The organism is Nostoc sp., from assembly GCF_036917535.1.
In the GTDB taxonomy this organism is placed as follows: Bacteria; Cyanobacteriota; Cyanobacteriia; order Cyanobacteriales; family Nostocaceae; genus Nostoc.
Genome location: NZ_JBALDA010000084.1, coordinates 41,535 through 61,855, shown reverse-complemented (window position 1 = coordinate 61,855; position 20,321 = coordinate 41,535). Strand labels below are relative to the sequence as shown.

Sequence of the window (20,321 nt, the reverse complement as noted above, 5' to 3'; positions counted from 1 at the left end):
ATTGCAACGGCTCTTGATTTGATTAATCCGAAACATCTAAAAAACTGGTTTACAGACTGTTGTTACTGTACTTCATAAACCTGCAATCTGCTGTATATGAAAGTAGGTACGGTACTCTCTCCAGTATTCCAATGTCATCAACAATTGGTCTTCTAAACTTAATTTCCCCGGTTGTCCTGTTTTTTGTTTTGCCTGACTGTGCGATCGCACTACCTCTACCATCTCGTTAAAAGTATCTGGACGTACACTACACAAGCGTTTAAAGTCCTCTGACTTCAGGTTCTTTACTTGTTCGTAAGTCATAGATGCTACCCAACTCTAATCTACTTGTCCCACGCATTTAGGACTTTTGCAAGAGGTCTATTGTATCCGCAGCTTGCAATGCCGGAATCGGGTCAAAGGTAAATTCAAATTGACCAACACCTCCTTCGTTTTCTACACTTCTTAAAGGAAACCCCATTTCAACTAAGTTTTCTGCCAGAACACATAGCAAATCGTGAATCTCTGGATTGTGTGATTCTAAAAGGTATTGGAAGCTATGGTCTACAGCGCTAACTAGTGCAGATTCACCAGGTTTTCCAGAAGTACCAACATTAGCGATCGCTAACATCGGATCTTCTAACTTTGCCAGATACCACTCAACTTCTAAGCCGATAATATACTCCAACTCTCTTTGATGTAACTCTACCAATGATTGGCGCAAAATACCGCGACTGGAAAAGGGCATTGCCTGACCATTTTGAAAGTACTCGTCACAGAGAATAAAGCCAGTACGTTTTGCCCAAGGCAGAATTTTGAAGGTATCAGGGTCAGGAACAGCCACAAGATTTGGCACACCTGTCATCAAAAGCATATCTAAACTACGCCAGGAACAAACGGGTTAAATACTATTGCACCACCAGTATCAAACAGGAATGTCCCTGTGCTGATTTGCATACCGTTTTCTAAGGCGCCCAAAAACGCTTGAGGTAAGAGCGACTTGCTGCGAACAATGCCATGCTGGTCTGACCAAGCGGTACGAATCAACAGTAGATTTTGTTCTTTAACAACAGCCTTGATCTTTTCAGATGCTTCTTTTTGGATTTCTGTCCACAGGTGATAACGCTCAATAAATCCAGGTCTTCTCATTGCACACGAAAATATTTTAATGTTACTAATTATTCGGCTAGTACGCGATCGCTACCTGACGAAATAGGCAATACTATAGTGGGAATAAAAGTAAAACCAGTAATATATAACACTATAACTAAAAACCTTACATGGCAAAGTCTCTAATGTACTTTATCCATGTCGAAACTTAATTATTAGTTTTTCAATTTTTTGGAGGAGAGAAAAATGAAGAAGTTCGCCAGTTTAATGATTGTCGGGGCAGTATTGTCAATTACTGCGCCAGCCTTTGCTGAAAATCGTGCAGTTAATATCAGTATTGGCAGTATTGGTGGCCCCTTAGATAATGCCGCTTTGCGAACAATTCGCCAAGTTATCGGGTTTGCAGTCGGCACTAGCACCGTCGATAAATTCATTGTATATAGTCCCAGAGTCGGATCTATTCCCATCGAAGGAGGTTTATCTGCTTGTGCTGAAGCTGGCTTCGGTACAAGCAATGCAATATTTAATAATTTTATTCAGGAATTGCGTTCAATTAATCCCAAATCAGGGACTTTCTACAATGTAGAACTTACTGCAAGCTGCAAACTGAGATAAGAATGTCGTTTCCTGCATTTCTTACAAGCTTGAGGAGAAGAAGGGACAGAGGGGCAGAGGCGCAGGTTTTGAGAGATGTGGTGAGAAATCCGGGGTTTGCACTCAAGTGCGGTAGGATGGGCTGAGGTACGAAGCCCATCCATTGAGTTACACAACCCTTTTTCATCACCCAAGCCCAAAGATTTATTTTAATTAGGACTTACGCAAAAAACCTCTCTAACTCTTATTCCTCTGTGTTCTCTGCGTTCTCTGTGGTTTGATTTTCCGTTACCTGTGCGTAAGTCCTGTTAATAATATTCACAAAATTTTACCCTTGTGGTAGCTACAAGTCCTGCTACCTCTAAAAAGGTTGTATCCGCAGCAAAGCTGGTAAATCTAGAGAGGCAAGGTGTTGATAAGCTCGATCTATAACCCGCAGCCCTGGAATGGAGATGTGTTTCGTGGTAAAAAAGAACGGTCTCGTAATTTGACCAAGACCGTTATCATAATGCTGGCATCATTTTATCAAAAGTTCTTAGAAAAATACCTTAATAAAGCGTTGTCTGGCCCGAACCGTTACTCGCGCCCGTGATGGCGACTTTTCCTCTGGTGTTGTTGCTTATCTCTCCTTACTCGGTGCCGGATTCCTGTGAACCTATCTCCCGGACTTTGAATTCTTCCACGTCGGTCAATAAAAGATACTTCCTGATCAACTCTTCATTAAACTCGGCACGACGATTCATTTTGTTCAGAAACTCTCGTCGTCGCTCTAGCACTTCCAGGTAAATGGATTGATATTCTTTTAATGAGTTTTGCCAAGTGAGATTTGATTCTTCGAGTTCGCGATCAAAAAACTTCAGATCGATTTCGAGCTTCGAGAACAGATTATCCAAGTGTTCGTTTCGCGCACGCTCTCCACCATATTTTTCTTCCAGAAATCGAAGCGAAGCCAGTGCTAATTTTTTTTGAATGATGATCTCCTGCTGCTGTTCAGGGATGAGCGTGAACCTATCCTTGAGATTCACTTTGCGGATCAGCCAGGGAAGCGTTAATCCTTGAAAAACCAGGGTGATTAGAATGACGATAAACGTGATAAAAAGAATAAGGTCGCGGTAAGGAAACGGCTGTCCTGCTTGAGTGAGGATCGGGATGGAAAGTGCGGATGCCAGCGATACCACACCGCGCATTCCTGTCCAGCCGAAAATTAACGGACCTCTCCATCCTGGATTTGGGTCTGACACCGGGATAAAACGGCTCATGACTCTCATCAAAACAGAAGTTCCTAAAGTGCAAAGCAGCCTGGTGACAATCAGCACGAAAGCGATGATCAATCCATACCAAACGGCACTGCTTAAACTAATGTTACCAAGCTGCCGAGTCACAAACGGTAATTCGAGTCCGATGAGCAAAAAAATCAACCCGTTCAAGACAAAGACCAGATTATTCCATACATTTAAACCCTCAACCCGGCTTTGATAACTCAGCAAACTATTGCGCTTGCTGGATAAGAGCAGTCCACCACTGACGACCGCTAGCACGCCCGAAACATGGAAGTGTTCGGCAAAATAATACATACAGTAGGGCGTAACCAGTGTTAAAACGATTTCGATGCTGGAGGTTGTGGGTAATAAACGATGAATGCCGTAGAAAATCAATCCGACAACGAGTCCGATTAGGATTCCGATTAAAATAACCAGAACAAAGTTGACGGCTGCCTGATGAAATTGGAACTGTCCGGTGAGGACTGCTGCCAATGCAAAGCGAAACACGATCAGCGACGAGGCATCGTTAAGCAGACTTTCGCCTTCGACAATGCTGACCAGCGATTTCGGCACGTTGACCTGCCGCATGATCGTCGTCGCGGAAACGGCATCAGGCGGAGAGATAATGCCACCCAAAAGAAAGCCCAGCGCTAAAGTAAAACCGGGAATGATCGCGCTTGAGACAACTGCGATCACGCACGACGTTAAGATAACGATGGGAAAAGCAAACCCGATGATTAGCCCTCGCCATCTCCTGAATTCTTTCCACGATACTTGCCACGCAGCTTCATAAAGCAGGGGCGGAAGGAACATAAGGAAAACTAGCTCTGGATTAATGGTGATATTTGAAAACTGAGCAATGAAACTCAGCGCGAGTCCGCCCAATACGAGCACGATCGGGTAAGCCAATCGCAGCTTATCGGCGATCATGACCAGTCCGAGAATGATCAAGATCAGGCAAATATATTGAATGAAAATGCCTTGCATCAAGTGAATGTTGAAGTGTTAGACTACAGCTATTTTCAAGCTTTTTTGAGTATTTGGTGTATTTTCCTTTCCCTACAAGGGTTTGACGCTTGTTTTGACCGAAAAATGTTTAAGTTCCGTTCATTGCTGTGACTTATAAGGTAGATGAAGTCATATTGTCTGCCGTAGTCGCCAAGTGTGGTAGTCGATTGCTGGATGTATAGCAACGGACAGGGAGCTTAGGACAGCAATAAAATCACATAGTATCCTGTTGAAGGCGCGTTTCCCACGAACTGTCCTAACGGCTTTGGCGACTGCTATAGCTTGCGTCACTGGGTGGCGAAGTGCCGCAGCTATAAAGCGGCAGGCTATCGTCACTGGATTAGACGAAAGCAGAGAATATGGTGGTCAATTATTTATGCTCAAATGCTGAAAATAGTAGAAATGAGCATTGTGTGAGCATTTTAAAGAGAGTAATGGCTGAAAAGGCTATTACTGTGTACAAAACGCTTACCTCTAAGAAAGCCTGTATTAGCTCCAGGACAGATATATTGGAGAGTTTCTGGTGTAAAACGTTCTAACAATAATCGAAGGCTCTGAATTTGCCTTGGCCAGTGAAAGGTTTTAGCTGTCCGTAATGGTACTACTTGACCATACTGATTAGGGAGTAAATGGCGACCAGAAAACAATATACCCCCAAGTTCACTGTAGTAGAGACAAGATGAGCCGGGAGAATGCCCTGGTGTCCAAATTACTTGTGTCGCGGCATCAAGAGTAAATTCTTGCCTAAAGGTAGTTACGGTTAAGCCTGGTAATAAATATGCTTCTTGCTCTTGAATCAGCACCTCGCAGCCAAAGGCTTGCTGAAATTCAGCAATCTTGCCAATAGCGCCGCGATGGGTGATAAATAACCAACGCACGCCTTGATGCGATCGCAAAAAATCTTGATTTGTTTTTTCTAATGCAGGGCAATCTATGAGGATATTGCCTTCATTTCTTACAATAAAATAAGAGGTTCCCCCTAATGTGTCCCGATTGGGTGGAAAGGCAAAAATGCTCTCTTGTGCGAAGTCCGATTGCAGAGAACCTGCGCTGAGAACTTCGTCAGCGAAGACAGCCCGTGGCGGCTTAGTTGTATGACTTGGCTGTTGAGGTAAAGGGCACATAATCAAAGAACCGAAACTGAGGAGTTGTAGACAATTTGATTACAGTGCGGAAATTCTCAAGAATTGAAACTTGAGCGTTAAGCAGCACTGTTAACCGTTGTGAAAAAAATTGGGATTTGAGGTCTGCCTTGTAGTTAATGCTATGGTGCTGAAGCTACTGGTGGGGCGTTTTGTCAAAATTACTGAAGATAACATGGCATTTTGGTTTCTGTTTATCCTCCTGCTGGGGCTAGCTACTTATCTAATGGTGCAGCGCAGCGTTGCTCGCATCACCCGCACACCAGTATGGTTGTTGTGGCTGGTTTTAATGACACCAGCATTTCTGTTGAGTGGGTGGACGCTAATTTACGGACCGAAACAATCTCCACCACCAGAGCTGATCCTCTGGTCGATATTTGTCTGCACAGTCTTGTACTGGGTGTTGTTTCAATGGGGGCGTCAAGTACCAAGAGATACACAGACCGAAGCCCAAACCCAAGCCTCAGAATCACAGCCGATTATCCAGCCTACCCCAGAACCAATAGTGCGTCCTATTGAACCAAGGGAGGAAACCCAACTGCGAAATTGTTTTCCTTGGTCTGTATACTACGTTCAAAATATTGAGTATCGACCACAATCTGTGATTTGCCGGGGGCAGTTGCGAACTAAACCTAGCAACGCTTACCAGCAGATTAAAACTAATATTGAAGCACAATTTGGCGATCGCTTCTTACTGATTTTTCAAGAAGGCTTCAATGGCAAACCTTTCTTTGTCCTGGTTCCCAACACTCAAGCTGCGAAACAGACAAATACACCACGACGCAACCAGGAACGATTAACTCGACCAGGATTAGCGCTGATGCTGCTAGTAGCTACTTTGATCACTACTACCTTGGTGGGATTGGAAAATGCTGGTGTTACTCTGCCGCCTATCTGGAATATTGGATCTTTGTTTAAGCTTCTATCTAATCCAGATGTTTTATTCAAGGGATTGCCTTATGCTTTAGGACTGATGACTATTTTGGGCATTCACGAACTTGGGCATTATTTGACAGCTAGATTCTACAAGATTCGCTCGACATTGCCTTACTTTATTCCCGTGCCTTTCTTCTTGGGAACATTTGGCGCATTTATTCAGATGCGTAGTCCCATTCCCAACCGTAAAGCTTTATTTGATATTAGTATCGCTGGGCCTTTTGCAGGTTTTGTTGTCACCTTGCCATTACTAATATGGGGTTTGGCTCATTCTGATATAGTTTCCCTGACTGAAAAAACCCGACTTTTAAATCCTGATGCGCTCAATCCCAAGTATTCAATTTTACTGGCTATACTCTCGAAGTTAGCTTTGGGAAGTCAGTTAACAGCAAAATCAGCCCTCGATTTGCATCCAGTTGCAGTAGCAGGTTTTTTAGGACTAGTTGTTACAGCTTTAAATTTAATGCCTGTGGGACAATTAGATGGAGGTCACATTGTCCATGCAATGTTTGGACAACGAACTGCGATCGCAATTGGTCAAACTGCTCGCGTGTTGTTACTATTACTTTCTTTAGTTCGGGAAGAATTTTTGGTGTGGGCGATTATCTTATTATTTATGCCATTGATTGATGAACCGGCACTGAATGATGTCACTGAATTGGATAACAAACGTGACGTTTGGGGGTTACTGGCAATGGCTTTGTTGATTGTAATTATTCTGCCATTACCGCAGGCGATCGCTAACTTTTTGCAAATTTAATCAAGTAAACATATTAGCGATCGCTTTCTCAAGCCTTATCGTTTTGCTAATTCTGGAGTCCGCCCCTTTAAGCCAATCATCAATTTCAGCATAAATACTTTTAATATAGGTACTCGCTGCAAAAACCATAAACCCAGACGACGAACCACCACCACAAGGAAGAAATTATTAGAGAACATCCGATCTAACAAATCGGTAAAACCTAAAATTGTCAGATTCTCTAGCTGGCGCCAGCGTTCATAACCTTTGAGAATCTGAATATCGCCAATATCTTTACCCGCCTTATGCGCGGCTTGAATTACTTGTGCCAAAGCTGCGGCATCCCGAATACCCAAATTTAAACCTTGTCCGCCGACGGGATGGCAATTGTGTGCCGCGTCACCAATTAATGCCAGTCGGGGAAGAACGTAGCGATTGCTTTGCATCAGTTGCACTTGAAAAACAAAGCGATCGCCTAGTAATTCCAGTTTCCCCATCTGATCGCCATAGCGGCGGCTTAGTTCTGCCAAAAATTGCTCGTCATTTAAAGCACACAAAGCTTTTGCTTCTTCATGGGGAGCTGTCCAGACAATGCGGCAACGGTTCCCCGGTAAAGGTAAAATCGCAAAAGGGCCGCTAGACCAAAATCTTTCGTAAGCCGTGTTATTGTGGGGTTTTTCTGGTTTGACAAAGGCGACAATGCAAGATTGCCAATATTTCCAGCCCGAAGTTTTGATTCCAGCCGCTTGCCGAATTGGCGATCGCGATCCATCTGCTGCTACAACTAATTTGCTCTTGACTGTCTTTAGTTGATCGGTAATTTTAATATCAATGGCGACTATATTCTGGTGGTATTGCGTATTTACCACTTCCGCCGGACACAAATAAGTCACGTTGGGGCAATCTTGGACAAAATCTTGCAACGGCTGCAACAGCGCTTGGTGTTCCGCCACATAACCCAATTCTGCTGTATTTATATCATCTGTGGTAAATTCCACCACATCGGGATAATCGGCATCTGAAAGGCAAACTCGGCAATACTTGGCGATTTGCGGCAACATTTTGTCCCAAACGCCAATTCCTTGATAAATTAGCGATGAAAGCTGATGAACTGCATAAGCTTGTCCCTTCGCTACCGCCACTGATGCGACTTTCGCCTCAATTAGCAAAATACTCAAGCCAGAATCTTTTAAAGCAGAGGCTAGAGTTAACCCAATAATCCCACCGCCGACAATTACCAAATCATATTCATATCCCCGCTCATTTGGCGGTATTGGTTGAGGGGAAATTTGCTCAAGCTGCGTTGGGGTCATTATTAAGTTAGGTTACAGCGTCTAACTCTTATTTTGACGCGATCGCGCTTTCTTGAGCAAGTTAACAACTCAAAATTGTATCCACAACCCTTGTAGAGACGCGAATTTTCGCGTCTGTGCGAATTTTCGTGTCTCTACAAATTATTTACTGACTCGATAGATTGGTCTAACCTGACGATAAGTATTAAGTAAGCTGAGAAATTTCTGACCATCAAAATTTATCGGGTCAACTTTTTTACCAGAACGGTCTACTAAATGGTGCGTAGTGATGCGATGATCTGGAACTTGACTTTGAGCAATTAACCAAGCAAGAGAATGATATTGAGCTTCCGTATAGCCGCTATGGGTTTGTTGGCTGCTAGCGTCATAACTATCTGGCGGTGTTTCTAAAGAGACGTGATAAGCAAAATTATTCACAGACGCTGGCAAATTCGGATTAGTCTGCACAGTTTCCACTCCCTCGGAACTCTCAAATACTGAGTTAGCCGCACCAAAAGCCCGCTTTTCTGGCGGTACTAGATAAACCACTGTTCCGTCTAACTTGACTAAAGCATGGTAACTTGCTTGCACACTTTCATCAGTATGGGCTACTTGAAAGAAATTAACTGCGCTGGAAGCAGAATAACCAGTTTCATGGAGGACGATAATCGGTTGGTTGTGGAGAGTTACGCCGTTAACATCTTGAACGTACCGTTCTCCATAGTTACTTGGATCAACCGAAGCAACTTGATAATTAGGTCTGTACTGTGCAAAAGCTTGAGTGGTTACATACCTTGCTACAGATTTGTTAGTCTTGACTGGAGACTTGATAACATTTTGAAATTTATTCTCTGGCTCTTTTGCTGATTGGAATTGCGCTTGGGGATATTGACTGAAAGCTGTAACCTGTGAATTGGATGTACGGGATATTGTCGGATTGTTGTGTAATTTTGTTGCTCGTCCAATTAGCAGTACTACAATTAGAGTGGCGAACATCAGCCAGATCAGTAGCACTCTAGTCACCCAGTCTGTAAACTTCATTTTTCTAATACCCGTAAAACCGTAGATATTAATTTATAACTAAACTGGCGTGTCAGTCGTAGAGGCGTACTTCTGTAAACCCCTACCACTTATGATATCCAAATAATAATCGCTATAATACCTTAATTCTAGTCAAATATACGCTATTAGTATATATTGGAATCCTAAGTAATTGTTTTAGATGCTTCCTCTGTCTTGAGAGGAATTGGCAGAGCAACCGCGATGTCTCCGACAAGCCGCTTCGCGTCTACGCATTTAGTGCTGCCAAAGCAAAAGTGGTGTTCTCAGGTAGACGCGAAGCAGAAGGCAAAGAAACTGCGGCGCTGATTCACGATGCTGGAGCAGAGTGCTTGTTTGTGCAATCAGACGTGTCTAGTGAAGCAGACATTCAAGCTTTGGTGCAGAAAACGATCGCGACCTACAGCAAACTCAATTGTGCGTTCAACAATGCTGGGACTGAGGGTCCTACCAAACCACTGCACGAACAATCCGTGGAGGATTTGATGGCAATACAATGTGCGGGAACTATTTCTGTGCATGAAGTATGAGATCCAACAGATGCTCATTTAAGGTTCAGGCGTGATTGTCAATACTTCGTCGGTAGCTGGTTTAGTTGGTAGGGTTCCAGAATTATCTCCTTCGACATCACCGGACAACCTGTGGTTGTCGATGGTGGAGTCACAGCAAGCTAAACCACGATCTGCCTTGGCAGATATCTTTTTGCGATCGCTTCAAGTGTTATTTTCCTGCTGACTGTTTTTAGGATACTCCTACTGCAAGTGTTTCAGTCACTCGATGCTCGCTTACCATTGTGGTTTATCATACTTCTAACTTCTTTTGCACAAAGCACAACTCTATGTATACAAGCTTAATTTTCATACCGTATTTATAAGGAGTCATTTTATGTCAACTTTTATTTTGGTTCATGGCACGATGGTTCTGCTTAGAAAGCAGTCATCCAACATCTATAGGACTTACGCAAAAAACCTCTCAACCCCTCATTACTCGGTTGTCCTCTGTGTACTCTGTGGTTTGTTTTTCCGTTACCTATGCGTAAGTCCTGATCTAGAAGCGAAAGGACATCAGGCTTTTGCTCCCACCATTGCCGGGTATGGCCAAGGCGCGAACAAAAACGTCAATCATGCTCAATGTACATAGTCGGTTTAGCCGAAAAGATTATTGTGGCAGGGCGCGACTAACAGCGTTCAAATGAACACTGTCGTTTATTCATCTAGAGCTTGCAAGCGAGGAGACTTACACAATGACATCTCAATCCATTGATAATTTTGCTCAAAGGGAGAATCAGCTCCAAAATTGGAATAATTTTTGCCGCTATCATGTAGGCGACTGGCATGGTATCTGGACTAAATATTCGCCAGAAGGACACTTAATTGACTCCTTCAAGTGTATTCGCTCCTTCCACCTCAGTAAAGATGGTAGCCAGATTACTCAGCAAAATTACTACACTTATTCTGATGGAAAGACTGAACTACAAAATGCTGGTTCTTATACTAGTGCAGGTCTATCTTTTAACGGGCATCACTTTGTCGTTTTGTTTCTAGACAACAGCTTTTCCTGGGGAATTGCAAAAATCACAGATGATCCTCCCTTTACTCCCTTCTTTGAAACAGGGTTCACGCATGGTAACAAAAGGACGAGCCTCACAGCTGTTTACAAAAAAAGCGGTGAGTTGCAGCACATGACAGCGATCTCTGAGCAATTAGACAGCTTTCTAGAAGCGCTTCCAGCTTCTGGTGTGATTCAACCTGACGGCGTTTGGCAGGGGACTGTCAAACAGATAACCCCCGATTTAGTCACATCCTCTCCAGAGGAAATTGCATGGCAACCCCTGGAAAATTTAGGTGGCAATAATCAGATATTTCACTTGCCAGGTGGCTCGATTAGTTGTCCCTTGAGGATTGAAAGCAAGAGCGTCATGGATCTGATTGTCGATTGGCAGGCGACTCCAAACAAGCTGTTCCGTGGAATTCGCTACTTTGACAATTCCGAGTTTAGTCGCTTTTTGCTTCAAATCTACGAATCCTAATCAGATGGAAACAATAGTTCGGATAGTTTTTCTGAAAGTAATGATTTTGCGTGTCTTTCACGCACCCAAAATTCATCAGCGTAAAATCAGGATATAACTTTCCAATTTGGCGATCGCTACTAACCAAGAGCGGTGGAATACCAATAATATTGATTTTGTTTTATCTAATAAAAGATGATTCAAGAACAGGCAATCAAAATTAAAAGAGGCTTTGTGGATAGGTCGTGGGGTCAAGTGCATTACCGGACGGCTGGCAATGGTCCGGCACTGGTACTCACGCACAAAACTTACTTTTCTTCTCGTAGTTTTATCAGAGTTATGCCGCTGCTAGCTCTTGATTTTCGGGTAATTGCGCTAGATACTCCCGGTCAAGGCGAGTCAGAAAACGAGATCCGATCGACCAGCTAGAAACAACAATGCCGACCTTGACACAGCGAACTAATGAATACGAATGACTTATGCAATCTAAAACGCCTCGGACAATCCTGATCACAGGTGCAAGCAAAGGTCTTGGACGCGCTACGGCTGATTATTTAGCGCAGCAAGGACACCAGATCATTGGCATGGCTCGCAATTTACCGAAGTCTCCGTTTCCTGGCGAATTTATCACTGTCGATCTTGCCAGTCCTGAGCAAACGCAGTCTGTGCTAGCAAAGTTAGTTGATCGCTACTCCATTACGGGACTGATCAATAATGTTGGCTTAAGTCAGTTGCAGCCCTTAGAAGACATCAATTTGCAGGATTTAAGCACTGTCTTGGATCTCAATTTACGTTCAGCCGTGCAATTCGCACAAGCGTTGCTGCCGACGATGAAACAAGCGGGCTGGGGACGCATTGTGAACATTTCTAGCCTCGCGGCGTTGGGGTTCTCCAATCGCACGAGTTATTCAGCAGCGAAAGCTGGAGTCATTAGTTTGACACGCTGTTGGGCATTGGAGCTAGCAACCACTGGCATCACAGTGAATGCGATCGCGCCGGGGACGATTGCCACGGAAATGTTTCATGAGAAAGTTTTGCCAGGTAGTCCAGAAGAACAGCTCTATTCCAGCATGGTACCGATGGGACGGTTCGGTCAGCCTTTCGAGGTTGCAGCGGCGATCGCGTTCTTCTGTTCTGAGGAAGCAGCATTTATCACAGGACAAACCTTATTTATCGATGGTGGAGCGAGCATCGGTCGCAGTCTGATTTGACAGAATACAGGAAGTGAATCTAAGGAGCGAATCATGGCAAGCATTGAAGCAGTTAAGCTACAGGTGAGTCATCACAGAGTCAAAGTTAATGGCATTCGGCTGCATGACATCGCGGCTGGGTCAGGTAAGCCTGTTGTCCTGCTGCACGGCTTTCCTGAAACCTCCTACACTCACCAAAGCGCTTTTACCTAACTTCAGAATAAAAGCTGCCAAAAATATCACAATTTGGGAAAATAATAAAGTAGGTCGAATATAGCGTTTCTCACTGGCGTGCAGTACAGTTTTAACCTCTCTCCAAACCTATCTTCTACAAGGAGAGAGGCTTTGAATATTACTCCCCTTCCCTTATAGGAAGGGGTTGGGGGTTAGGTCTGTATTGGACTCAACTGCAAGCAGCTATATGATATGACTGACCCAAATTATTCTAGGAAAATATGACTCATCCTTTCCTTGAACGCCTGCGTAGTCCAGATAGCCCAGTTCTTGTCTTCGACGGGGCGATGGGAACCAATTTACAAACGCAAAACCTGACTGCTGAAGACTTCGGCGGCCCACAGTATGAAGGTTGTAACGAATACTTAGTCCACAGTAAACCCGAAGCTGTCGCTAAGGTTCACCGTGACTTTCTTGCTGCTGGTGCTGATGTGATTGAAACGGATACCTTTGGCAGTACGTCCTTGGTGCTGGCAGAATATGACTTGGCAGACCAAGCTTATTACCTCAGCAAGACAGCCGCAGAATTAGCGAAGCGTGTGGCTACGGAATTTTCGACGCCAGAAAAACCCCGGTTTGTGGCTGGTTCCATCGGCCCAACAACTAAACTGCCAACTTTAGGACACATTGATTTTGACACCATGAAAGCGTCTTTCGCTGAACAAGCAGAGGCGCTGTGGGATGGTGGTGTCGATTTATTCATTGTGGAAACTTGCCAAGATGTGCTGCAAATTAAAGCGGCGCTGAATGCCATTGAAGAAGTGTTTGCCAAAAAAGGCGATCGCCGACCGTTGATGGTGTCTGTGACAATGGAAAGCATGGGCACAATGTTGGTGGGTTCCGAAATCAGCGCTGTGCTGACAATTTTGCAACCTTATCCAATTGATATTCTCGGTTTGAACTGTGCCACTGGCCCAGACTTGATGAAACCACATATCAAGTATCTGGCAGAACATTCGCCTTTCATCGTTTCCTGTATTCCCAACGCAGGTTTACCTGAGAACGTTGGTGGTCAAGCGCACTACCGCTTAACACCGTTGGAATTACGGATGGCGCTGATGCATTTTGTTGAAGATTTGGGTGTCCAAGTGATTGGGGGTTGCTGTGGGACGCGTCCAGAACACATTCAACAATTGGCAGAAGTTGCTAAAAACCTGAAGCCAAAAGTTAGACAGCCAAGTTTAGAACCAGCAGCAGCATCAATTTACACTACTCAGCCTTACGAGCAAGATAATTCTTTCTTGATTGTTGGCGAACGTCTCAACGCCAGTGGTTCCAAGAAGTGCCGCGATTTGCTAAATGCCGAAGATTGGGATGGACTCGTGTCAATGGCGAGAGCGCAAGTAAAAGAAGGCGCACACATCCTTGATGTCAACGTCGATTATGTAGGACGCGACGGCGTGCGAGATATGCACGAATTAGTTTCGCGCATTGTTAATAATGTGACATTGCCTTTAATGCTTGACTCCACCGAATGGGAAAAGATGGAGGCGGGTTTAAAGATTGCCGGTGGTAAGTGTTTGCTAAACTCCACCAACTACGAAGACGGCGAACCGCGCTTTTTGAAGGTGCTGGAGTTAGCGAAAAAGTACGGTGCTGGTGTAGTCATTGGTACTATCGATGAAGACGGGATGGCACGGACAGCAGACAAAAAGTTTGCGATCGCCCAACGCGCTTACCATCAAGCTGTAGAATATGGCATACCTCCCACAGAAGTATTTTTTGATACTTTGGCGTTACCCATTTCCACCGGGATTGAAGAAGACCGAGAAAACGGTAAAGCTACAATTGAATCCATCCGCCGCATTCGTCAAGAATTGCCTGGATGCCATATAATTTTGGGTGTTTCCAACATTTCCTTTGGTTTAAATCCAGCAGCGCGGATGGTGCTGAACTCAGTGTTTTTGCACGAAGCGACGACGGCGGGAATGGATGCAGCGATTGTCAGCGCTAACAAAATTTTACCGCTCTCGAAGATTGAAGAACGCCATCAAGAAATCTGCCGCCAGTTGATTTATGACGAACGGAAGTTTGAGGGTGATGTTTGCGTTTACGATCCTTTGGCAGAGCTTACCACAGTCTTTGCCGGGGTGACAACAAAACGTGATCGCTCTTTAGATGAAAGTCTCCCCATCCCAGAACGTCTCAAACGCCATATCATCGACGGCGAACGCATTAGCTTAGAAGAACATCTGAAAAAAGCCTTAGAAGAATATCCCCCCTTAGAGATTATCAACACCTTCTTGCTAGATGGCATGAAAGTTGTCGGGGAATTATTCGGTTCTGGACAAATGCAACTACCCTTCGTCTTGCAATCAGCAGAAACCATGAAAGCGGCAGTGGCGTTTCTAGAACCTTTCATGGAAAAATCAGAATCAGGCAACAATGCCAAAGGAACCTTTGTTATTGCCACAGTCAAAGGCGATGTCCACGACATTGGTAAAAACTTGGTGGATATTATCTTATCCAACAATGGCTACAAGGTGATTAACCTGGGAATTAAGCAGCCGGTGGAAAACATTATCAACGCTTACGAACAGCACAAAGCTGATTGTATTGCCATGAGTGGTTTGCTGGTAAAATCCACCGCCTTCATGAAAGAAAACTTGGAGGTATTCAACGAAAAGGGAATTAGTGTTCCTGTAATTTTAGGTGGTGCGGCGCTGACTCCCAAATTTGTACATGAAGATTGCCAAAAAACTTACAAAGGTAAAGTTGTTTATGGCAAAGATGCCTTTTCTGACTTGCACTTCATGGATAAATTAATGCCAGCGAAAGCAACTGGTAACTGGCAAGATTTGCAGGGATTTTTGAACGAAGTCGAAACGGCTGAAGTTTCAACGAATGGTCACAAAGAATCAGTAACTACAACTGCCCAAGAAACATCTACTGAACCCAAAGAAGTAGATACGCGACGTTCTGATGCTGTGGCGATAGATATTGAACGTCCCACACCACCTTTCTGGGGAACGAAGTTATTGCAGCCTAGTGATATTCCCATCGAAGAAATATTCTGGCACTTGGATTTACAAGCTTTGATTGCTGGACAGTGGCAATTCCGCAAACCGAAGGAACAATCTAAGGAAGAATATCAGGCTTTCTTAGCTGAAAAAGTGTACCCAGTTTTAGAAACTTGGAAACAGCGAATTATTGAGGAGAATTTGTTGCATCCTCAGGTGATTTATGGTTACTTCCCTTGTCAAGCTGAGGGAAATTCTCTACATATATATAACTCAAAGAACCAATCACAACAGGTTGCAACTTTCGAGTTTCCCAGACAGAAGTCTTTAAGGAGGCTGTGCATAGCAGATTTCTTTGCACCGAAGGAGTCGGGAATTATTGATGTCTTCCCAATGCAGGCGGTGACTGTAGGTGAAATTGCCACAGAGTTCGCCCAAAAGCTGTTTGCTGCCAATCAATACACCGATTATCTGTACTTCCACGGTATGGCAGTACAGATGGCGGAAGCTGTAGCTGAATGGACACACACCAGAATTCGCCGAGAGTTAGGTTTTGCTGCTGAGGAACCCGATAATATTCGGGATATATTAGCACAACGCTATCGTGGCTCGCGGTATAGTTTTGGGTATCCAGCTTGTCCAAATATTCAAGATCAGTACAAACAACTGGAGTTATTGCAGACTGACAGGATTAACTTGTATATGGATGAAAGCGAACAACTTTATCCAGAACAGTCTACCACTGCGATTATTACCTATCACCCATTAGCAAAATACTTTAGCGCGTAGAATCTTACGCCTTAATTTAATACACTTGGTGATGAAGCCCAAACCCTGGATTTACCCCCCTTAATCCCCCCTTGCCAAGGGGGGAAATATCCGGTTCTCCCCCTTGGCAAGGGGGAGTTAGAGGGAGTCAGAAGGACTTGTGCGTACATCGTAGCTAGATGAAACAAAGTACTGTTACTTTGATGATTTTTCCGGGAATCCTGTAGTTGTATACGCACCAAATTTGTTAATCTCTTAGCTTAGGTAGGCTTATTTATGCAACTCATCACCTCGTTAGATATTAGAAATTCAGAATATTTATCCAAAAATCGCCTTATCAGTTATCATCACCAGTTGCGTCTAATTTTTTCACTGGGTAATCAGGTAAAAAACGTTCTAGAAATTGGAATTTTTAATTCTCTGTTAACAGACATTCTGAAGAATAATGGATACAACGTCTCCACTGCTGATGTTGACTTTAACCTTAAGCCAGATATAATTTTGGATTTGACTACAGATTTTTCATTACCAAAAGATAAATTTGATGCGATTGTCCTGTTTCAAGTGCTGGAACATTTCCCCTACCCTGAGTCAGAAGAAGCATTGAGAAAACTTGCTATTGCAACTAAGAAATTTTTGGTGATTTCGATTCCCTATTGCACTCAATACCTCTCGTTTCAGGTAAAAACCTCTTTCTCTGGTAGACCAAGGTATTTACTATTCAATGTTCCAAAATTCTGGAGTACAACGCCAGTCTGTGACGAACATTACTGGGAAATGGGTTTGAAAGGATATCCCAAAAAGCGGATTTTAAACTCTGTTGCCAAAGCTGGATTAACTGTTAAGCAAGAATTTCTCGATCCTAGTTATCCGTACCACTATTTTTTGGTGTTGGAGAAGAATTCTAGTAATATTTAAACAGCAATCTGTGAAAAGTGGGGAGTCGGAAGTAGGGAAATCCGAATCAGAAAATGGCGGCAAACAATGCTCAAAAAAGGTGCGATCGCTTAAGTTATGCTTTTAAAATCCTAATTGGTATCATACCCTTCTATGTTCTCCGGGTTTATCCTGGAAAACAGATGGCTAGGTTGTATTACCTACTATCATCGTTTCAGATACTAACATCGAAAATTACCAATTATGCTAGAACAAGGCACTATCAGTATTCATACTGAGAATATTTTCCCGATCATCAAGAAGTCGCTTTACTCAGATCACCAAATCTTTTTGCGGGAACTGGTATCCAACGCTGTAGACGCCATCCAAAAGCTAAAAATGGTATCCCGCGCCGGAGATTATGCTGGAGACCTCGGCGAACCAGAAATTGAACTTGCCATTGACAAGGATAAGAAAACTCTATCCATCTCCGATAACGGTATCGGGATGACCGCAGATGAAGTTAAGAAATATATCAATCAGGTTGCCTTCTCTAGTGCTGAAGAATTTATTCATAAGTATGAAGGCAAATCAGATCAACCGATCATCGGTCACTTTGGTCTTGGTTTCTACTCTTCCTTTATGGTGGCGCAAAAGGTAGAAATTGATACCCTATCTTTTCAAGAAGGGGCACAGGCGGTTCACTGGTCTTGCGATGGTTCCCCAGCATTCACCATAGAAGACTCACCCCGAACAACTCGCGGTACTACTATAACTCTCAGCCTGCAAGGAGAAGAAGAGGAATTTCTCGAAGCAGCACGAATTAAAAATCTTGTCAAGACCTACTGTGACTTTTTGCCAGTCCCAATTAAACTCGATGGCGAAGTATTAAATAAGCAAAAAGCACCGTGGCGAGAGTCTCCAAGTAATCTGACTAAAGAAGATTATTTAGAGTTTTACCGCTATCTGTATCCTTTTCAAGAAGAACCTTTGTTATGGGTACATCTAAATACTGATTATCCCTTTATCATCAACGGGATTCTGTATTTTCCAAAAATGAAACCGGATGTAGATGTTACCAAAGGACAGATCAAGCTATTTTGTAATCAAGTTTTTGTTAGCGACAACTGCGAAGAAATTATCCCGCAATTTCTGATGCCAATGCGGGGTGTGATTGATAGCACCGATATTCCCTTAAACGTCTCACGCAGTGCCTTGCAAGGCGATCGCACCGTGAAGCGAATTGGTGATTACGTTGCTAAAAAAGTAGGCGATCGCCTCAAAGAACTTTTCCGCGATAACCGCGAACAATACATTAGCGCCTGGAAAGACCTTGGCACTTTTGTAAAATTCGGCGTTCTCAACGACGAGAAATTCAAAAAACAAGTCGAAGATATTATCGTCTTCCGCACTACCGCCAAGCTGACAGAAAAAGTTGCGGCTGAAACGCCAGTGGTCGAAGTCCAGTCTTCAGAGGGGGATGCTTGGCAAGATGTCACTCCTTCACCCAGTTCTGAGAATTCAGCACCCAGCGCTCCCTATACTACGCTCAAAGAGTATCTAGAACGCAACAAAGAACGTCACGAAAACCGGGTTTTCTACAGCACCGATGAAGCAACCCAAGCTACATACATAGAATTGCACAAAAATCAAGGCTTAGAAGTCCTGTTTATGGACTCATTCATCGACACCCACTTTATCAACTTCCTAGAGCGGGAATATCAGGATGTCAAATTTACGCGGGTAGACTCAGATTTAGATAATACCTTGCTAGAACAAGACAAAGCTACGGAAATTGTCGATCCGAAGACGAACAAAACTCGCAGTGAGACGATCAAAGAGTTATTTGAGAAATCCCTCAACAAACCCAAACTCAACATCCGTACTGAAGCTTTAAAATCAGACGATCCTCAAGGGACACCACCGGCGATCGTGCTTTTACCAGAAATTCTCCGCCGCCTGCGGGAAATGAATGCCATGATGCAGCAGCAAACAACAGAGTTTCCTGAAGATCACATTTTGCTGGTGAATACTGCTCACCCACTGATTCAAAATCTGGCAAATCTGAACCAAGGTAGTATCATTCAAGGTGACGGTCAATCGCCTACAGATCAGTTAGTCAACTTGATTTGCCAACACGTCTATGATTTAGCGCTGATGTCTCAGAAAGGATTTGACGCTGAAGGAATGAAATCCTTCGTTGAGCGTTCAAATGAGGTACTCACCAAGCTGACAGAACAAGCAAGTAAATAATGTTGAGTGGGGCATTGGGCATTGGGCATGGGGAATTGGGCACAAGAGGCAGAGGTTCTTTAATTTTGAATTTTGAATTTTGAATTGATTTCTCCCCCTCACTCCCCACTCCTTTCTCCACTTCTGTTGCCTAAGACCTAAAATGGAAAGGTTGTATTAAAATACCAATCTGGAGATACCTTGCTATGTCTCGTCGCTGTGAACTAACTGGTAAAAAGGCAAATAACGCTTTTTCTGTTTCCCACTCTCACCGCCGTACTAAACGCCTTCAGCACGCTAATCTGCAAAACAAACGTGTTTGGTGGGAAGGCGGAAATCGTTGGGTGAAATTAAAGCTGTCTACCAAAGCAATCAAAACCTTACAAATTAATGGGTTAGAAGCAATGGCAAAAGAAGCTGGTATTAACCTGAATCATTACTAAGTAATCTGGATTTCATAACCCGAAACTTCCGTAGGGGGTACAGCTAGAGCTAGCTGTACCCCCTTAATGTTTATTACATCTTGAGTAGCAGTCAGGCTTTCTATATTTTGAATTCTGTTGGCAGCAATAGATGTTATACCACGGATAAATCCCAGTATCGATGAATAAAGATACTTAACAGTTTTTTTGATTTTTCATAATTGAAGTTAAACCGATCTGTACCCAAAATTAATTCATACTTTTTGTAATTGCTCAACACTCTTAACAAGAGATCGAGATAGAGACTAACTAAATAAATAGAAAAACTGCCCGACCTCAAACAACTATTGAAAGAGGCAAAAGAAGCCTTGATAGTAAATATTAGGACTTACGCACTGTACAAAATAACTATCTTGTGTGTCAACGTAAATAGATTGTTTCAGGCTTTGGTCAATCACCTTTGATTGAGTGCGATCACTAAAATATCATTGAAAAATTTAGCTATAAGCC

The 20,321-nt window shown here is 43.4% G+C and carries 19 protein-coding genes; 12 read left to right on the top strand and 7 right to left on the bottom strand.

Translation table 11 applies throughout. From position 1 onward, the window contains the following. Positions 1 to 72: 72 nt before the first annotated feature. The 3 genes from V7K56_RS37275 to V7K56_RS27650 are packed head-to-tail and all read right to left on the bottom strand — an operon-like array spanning position 73 to position 1,128. Positions 73 to 303: a transposase family protein gene (locus V7K56_RS37275; RefSeq protein WP_442940196.1), complete on the bottom strand. Its 231-nt coding sequence runs from the start codon at positions 301 to 303 to the stop codon at positions 73 to 75. A gap of 37 nt (positions 304 to 340) precedes the next feature. Then, entirely contained in the window at positions 341 to 853 is a 513-nt protein-coding gene (locus tag V7K56_RS27655) for a hypothetical protein (RefSeq protein WP_334915698.1), read from the bottom strand. A 2-nt stretch (positions 854 to 855) separates the two neighbouring features. Next, complete coding sequence (locus V7K56_RS27650) at positions 856 to 1,128, bottom strand: hypothetical protein (RefSeq protein ID WP_334915696.1); 273 nt, start codon at positions 1,126 to 1,128, stop codon at positions 856 to 858. Between the two features lie 207 nt (positions 1,129 to 1,335). On the opposite strand from V7K56_RS27650, the gene V7K56_RS27645 reads away from it, so the two are divergent. After that, on the top strand, positions 1,336 to 1,704 hold the full coding sequence (locus tag V7K56_RS27645) for a hypothetical protein (protein WP_334915694.1): 369 nt from the start codon (positions 1,336 to 1,338) through the stop codon (positions 1,702 to 1,704). Positions 1,705 to 2,312: 608 nt separating this feature from the next. On the opposite strand, the gene V7K56_RS27640 is transcribed toward V7K56_RS27645, so the two are convergent. Together V7K56_RS27640 and V7K56_RS27635 are read right to left on the bottom strand one after the other, a co-directional pair. Further along, entirely contained in the window at positions 2,313 to 3,932 is a 1,620-nt protein-coding gene (locus V7K56_RS27640; RefSeq protein ID WP_334915692.1) for a Na+/H+ antiporter, read from the bottom strand. Between the two features lie 443 nt (positions 3,933 to 4,375). Continuing rightward, complete coding sequence (locus V7K56_RS27635; protein ID WP_334915690.1) at positions 4,376 to 5,077, bottom strand: MBL fold metallo-hydrolase; 702 nt, start codon at positions 5,075 to 5,077, stop codon at positions 4,376 to 4,378. A 193-nt stretch (positions 5,078 to 5,270) separates the two neighbouring features. Between V7K56_RS27635 and V7K56_RS27630 the strand changes: the two genes are divergently transcribed. Further along, a complete protein-coding gene (locus V7K56_RS27630; protein ID WP_334915702.1) occupies positions 5,271 to 6,791 on the top strand; it encodes a site-2 protease family protein in 1,521 nt (506 codons plus the stop codon). A gap of 35 nt (positions 6,792 to 6,826) precedes the next feature. Here V7K56_RS27630 and V7K56_RS27625 read toward each other — a convergent pair whose 3' ends face one another. After that, positions 6,827 to 8,083, bottom strand: coding sequence for an FAD-dependent hydroxylase (locus V7K56_RS27625; RefSeq protein WP_334915688.1), 1,257 nt, complete (start codon positions 8,081 to 8,083; stop codon positions 6,827 to 6,829). A 141-nt stretch (positions 8,084 to 8,224) separates the two neighbouring features. Continuing rightward, positions 8,225 to 9,103, bottom strand: coding sequence for an N-acetylmuramoyl-L-alanine amidase (locus V7K56_RS27620; RefSeq protein WP_334915686.1), 879 nt, complete (start codon positions 9,101 to 9,103; stop codon positions 8,225 to 8,227). A 278-nt stretch (positions 9,104 to 9,381) separates the two neighbouring features. On the opposite strand from V7K56_RS27620, the gene V7K56_RS27615 reads away from it, so the two are divergent. The 10 genes from V7K56_RS27615 (at position 9,382) to rpmB (ending at position 19,832) form a co-directional block, all read left to right on the top strand. After that, positions 9,382 to 9,651 carry an SDR family NAD(P)-dependent oxidoreductase gene (locus V7K56_RS27615; RefSeq protein ID WP_334915684.1) on the top strand — a complete coding sequence of 90 codons (270 nt, stop codon included), beginning with the start codon at positions 9,382 to 9,384 and terminating at the stop codon, positions 9,649 to 9,651. A gap of 31 nt (positions 9,652 to 9,682) precedes the next feature. After that, positions 9,683 to 9,856 carry a hypothetical protein gene (locus V7K56_RS27610; RefSeq protein WP_334915682.1) on the top strand — a complete coding sequence of 58 codons (174 nt, stop codon included), beginning with the start codon at positions 9,683 to 9,685 and terminating at the stop codon, positions 9,854 to 9,856. A 508-nt stretch (positions 9,857 to 10,364) separates the two neighbouring features. Next, positions 10,365 to 11,150 (top strand): DUF3598 family protein, encoded by a 786-nt coding sequence (locus V7K56_RS27605; RefSeq protein WP_334915680.1) that lies wholly within the window; start codon positions 10,365 to 10,367, stop codon positions 11,148 to 11,150. Between the two features lie 174 nt (positions 11,151 to 11,324). Beyond that, positions 11,325 to 11,558, top strand: a complete 234-nt coding sequence (locus V7K56_RS27600) for an alpha/beta fold hydrolase (RefSeq protein ID WP_334915678.1) — start codon at positions 11,325 to 11,327, stop codon at positions 11,556 to 11,558. Between the two features lie 50 nt (positions 11,559 to 11,608). Then, complete coding sequence (locus V7K56_RS27595) at positions 11,609 to 12,340, top strand: SDR family oxidoreductase (protein ID WP_334915676.1); 732 nt, start codon at positions 11,609 to 11,611, stop codon at positions 12,338 to 12,340. Between the two features lie 33 nt (positions 12,341 to 12,373). Beyond that, the gene (locus V7K56_RS27590) at positions 12,374 to 12,532 is read left to right on the top strand and encodes a hypothetical protein (protein ID WP_334915674.1); all 159 of its coding nucleotides are present in this window, start codon (positions 12,374 to 12,376) and stop codon (positions 12,530 to 12,532) included. 242 nt (positions 12,533 to 12,774) lie between these two features. Beyond that, the gene (metH, locus tag V7K56_RS27585; protein WP_334915672.1) at positions 12,775 to 16,302 is read left to right on the top strand and encodes a methionine synthase; all 3,528 of its coding nucleotides are present in this window, start codon (positions 12,775 to 12,777) and stop codon (positions 16,300 to 16,302) included. A 255-nt stretch (positions 16,303 to 16,557) separates the two neighbouring features. Continuing rightward, the gene (locus tag V7K56_RS27580) at positions 16,558 to 17,199 is read left to right on the top strand and encodes a class I SAM-dependent methyltransferase (RefSeq protein ID WP_334915670.1); all 642 of its coding nucleotides are present in this window, start codon (positions 16,558 to 16,560) and stop codon (positions 17,197 to 17,199) included. Positions 17,200 to 17,421: 222 nt separating this feature from the next. After that, positions 17,422 to 19,410, top strand: a complete 1,989-nt coding sequence (htpG, locus tag V7K56_RS27575; RefSeq protein ID WP_334915668.1) for a molecular chaperone HtpG — start codon at positions 17,422 to 17,424, stop codon at positions 19,408 to 19,410. A gap of 185 nt (positions 19,411 to 19,595) precedes the next feature. Beyond that, complete coding sequence (gene rpmB / locus V7K56_RS27570) at positions 19,596 to 19,832, top strand: 50S ribosomal protein L28 (RefSeq protein ID WP_292870003.1); 237 nt, start codon at positions 19,596 to 19,598, stop codon at positions 19,830 to 19,832. Positions 19,833 to 20,321: the final 489 nt, after the last annotated feature.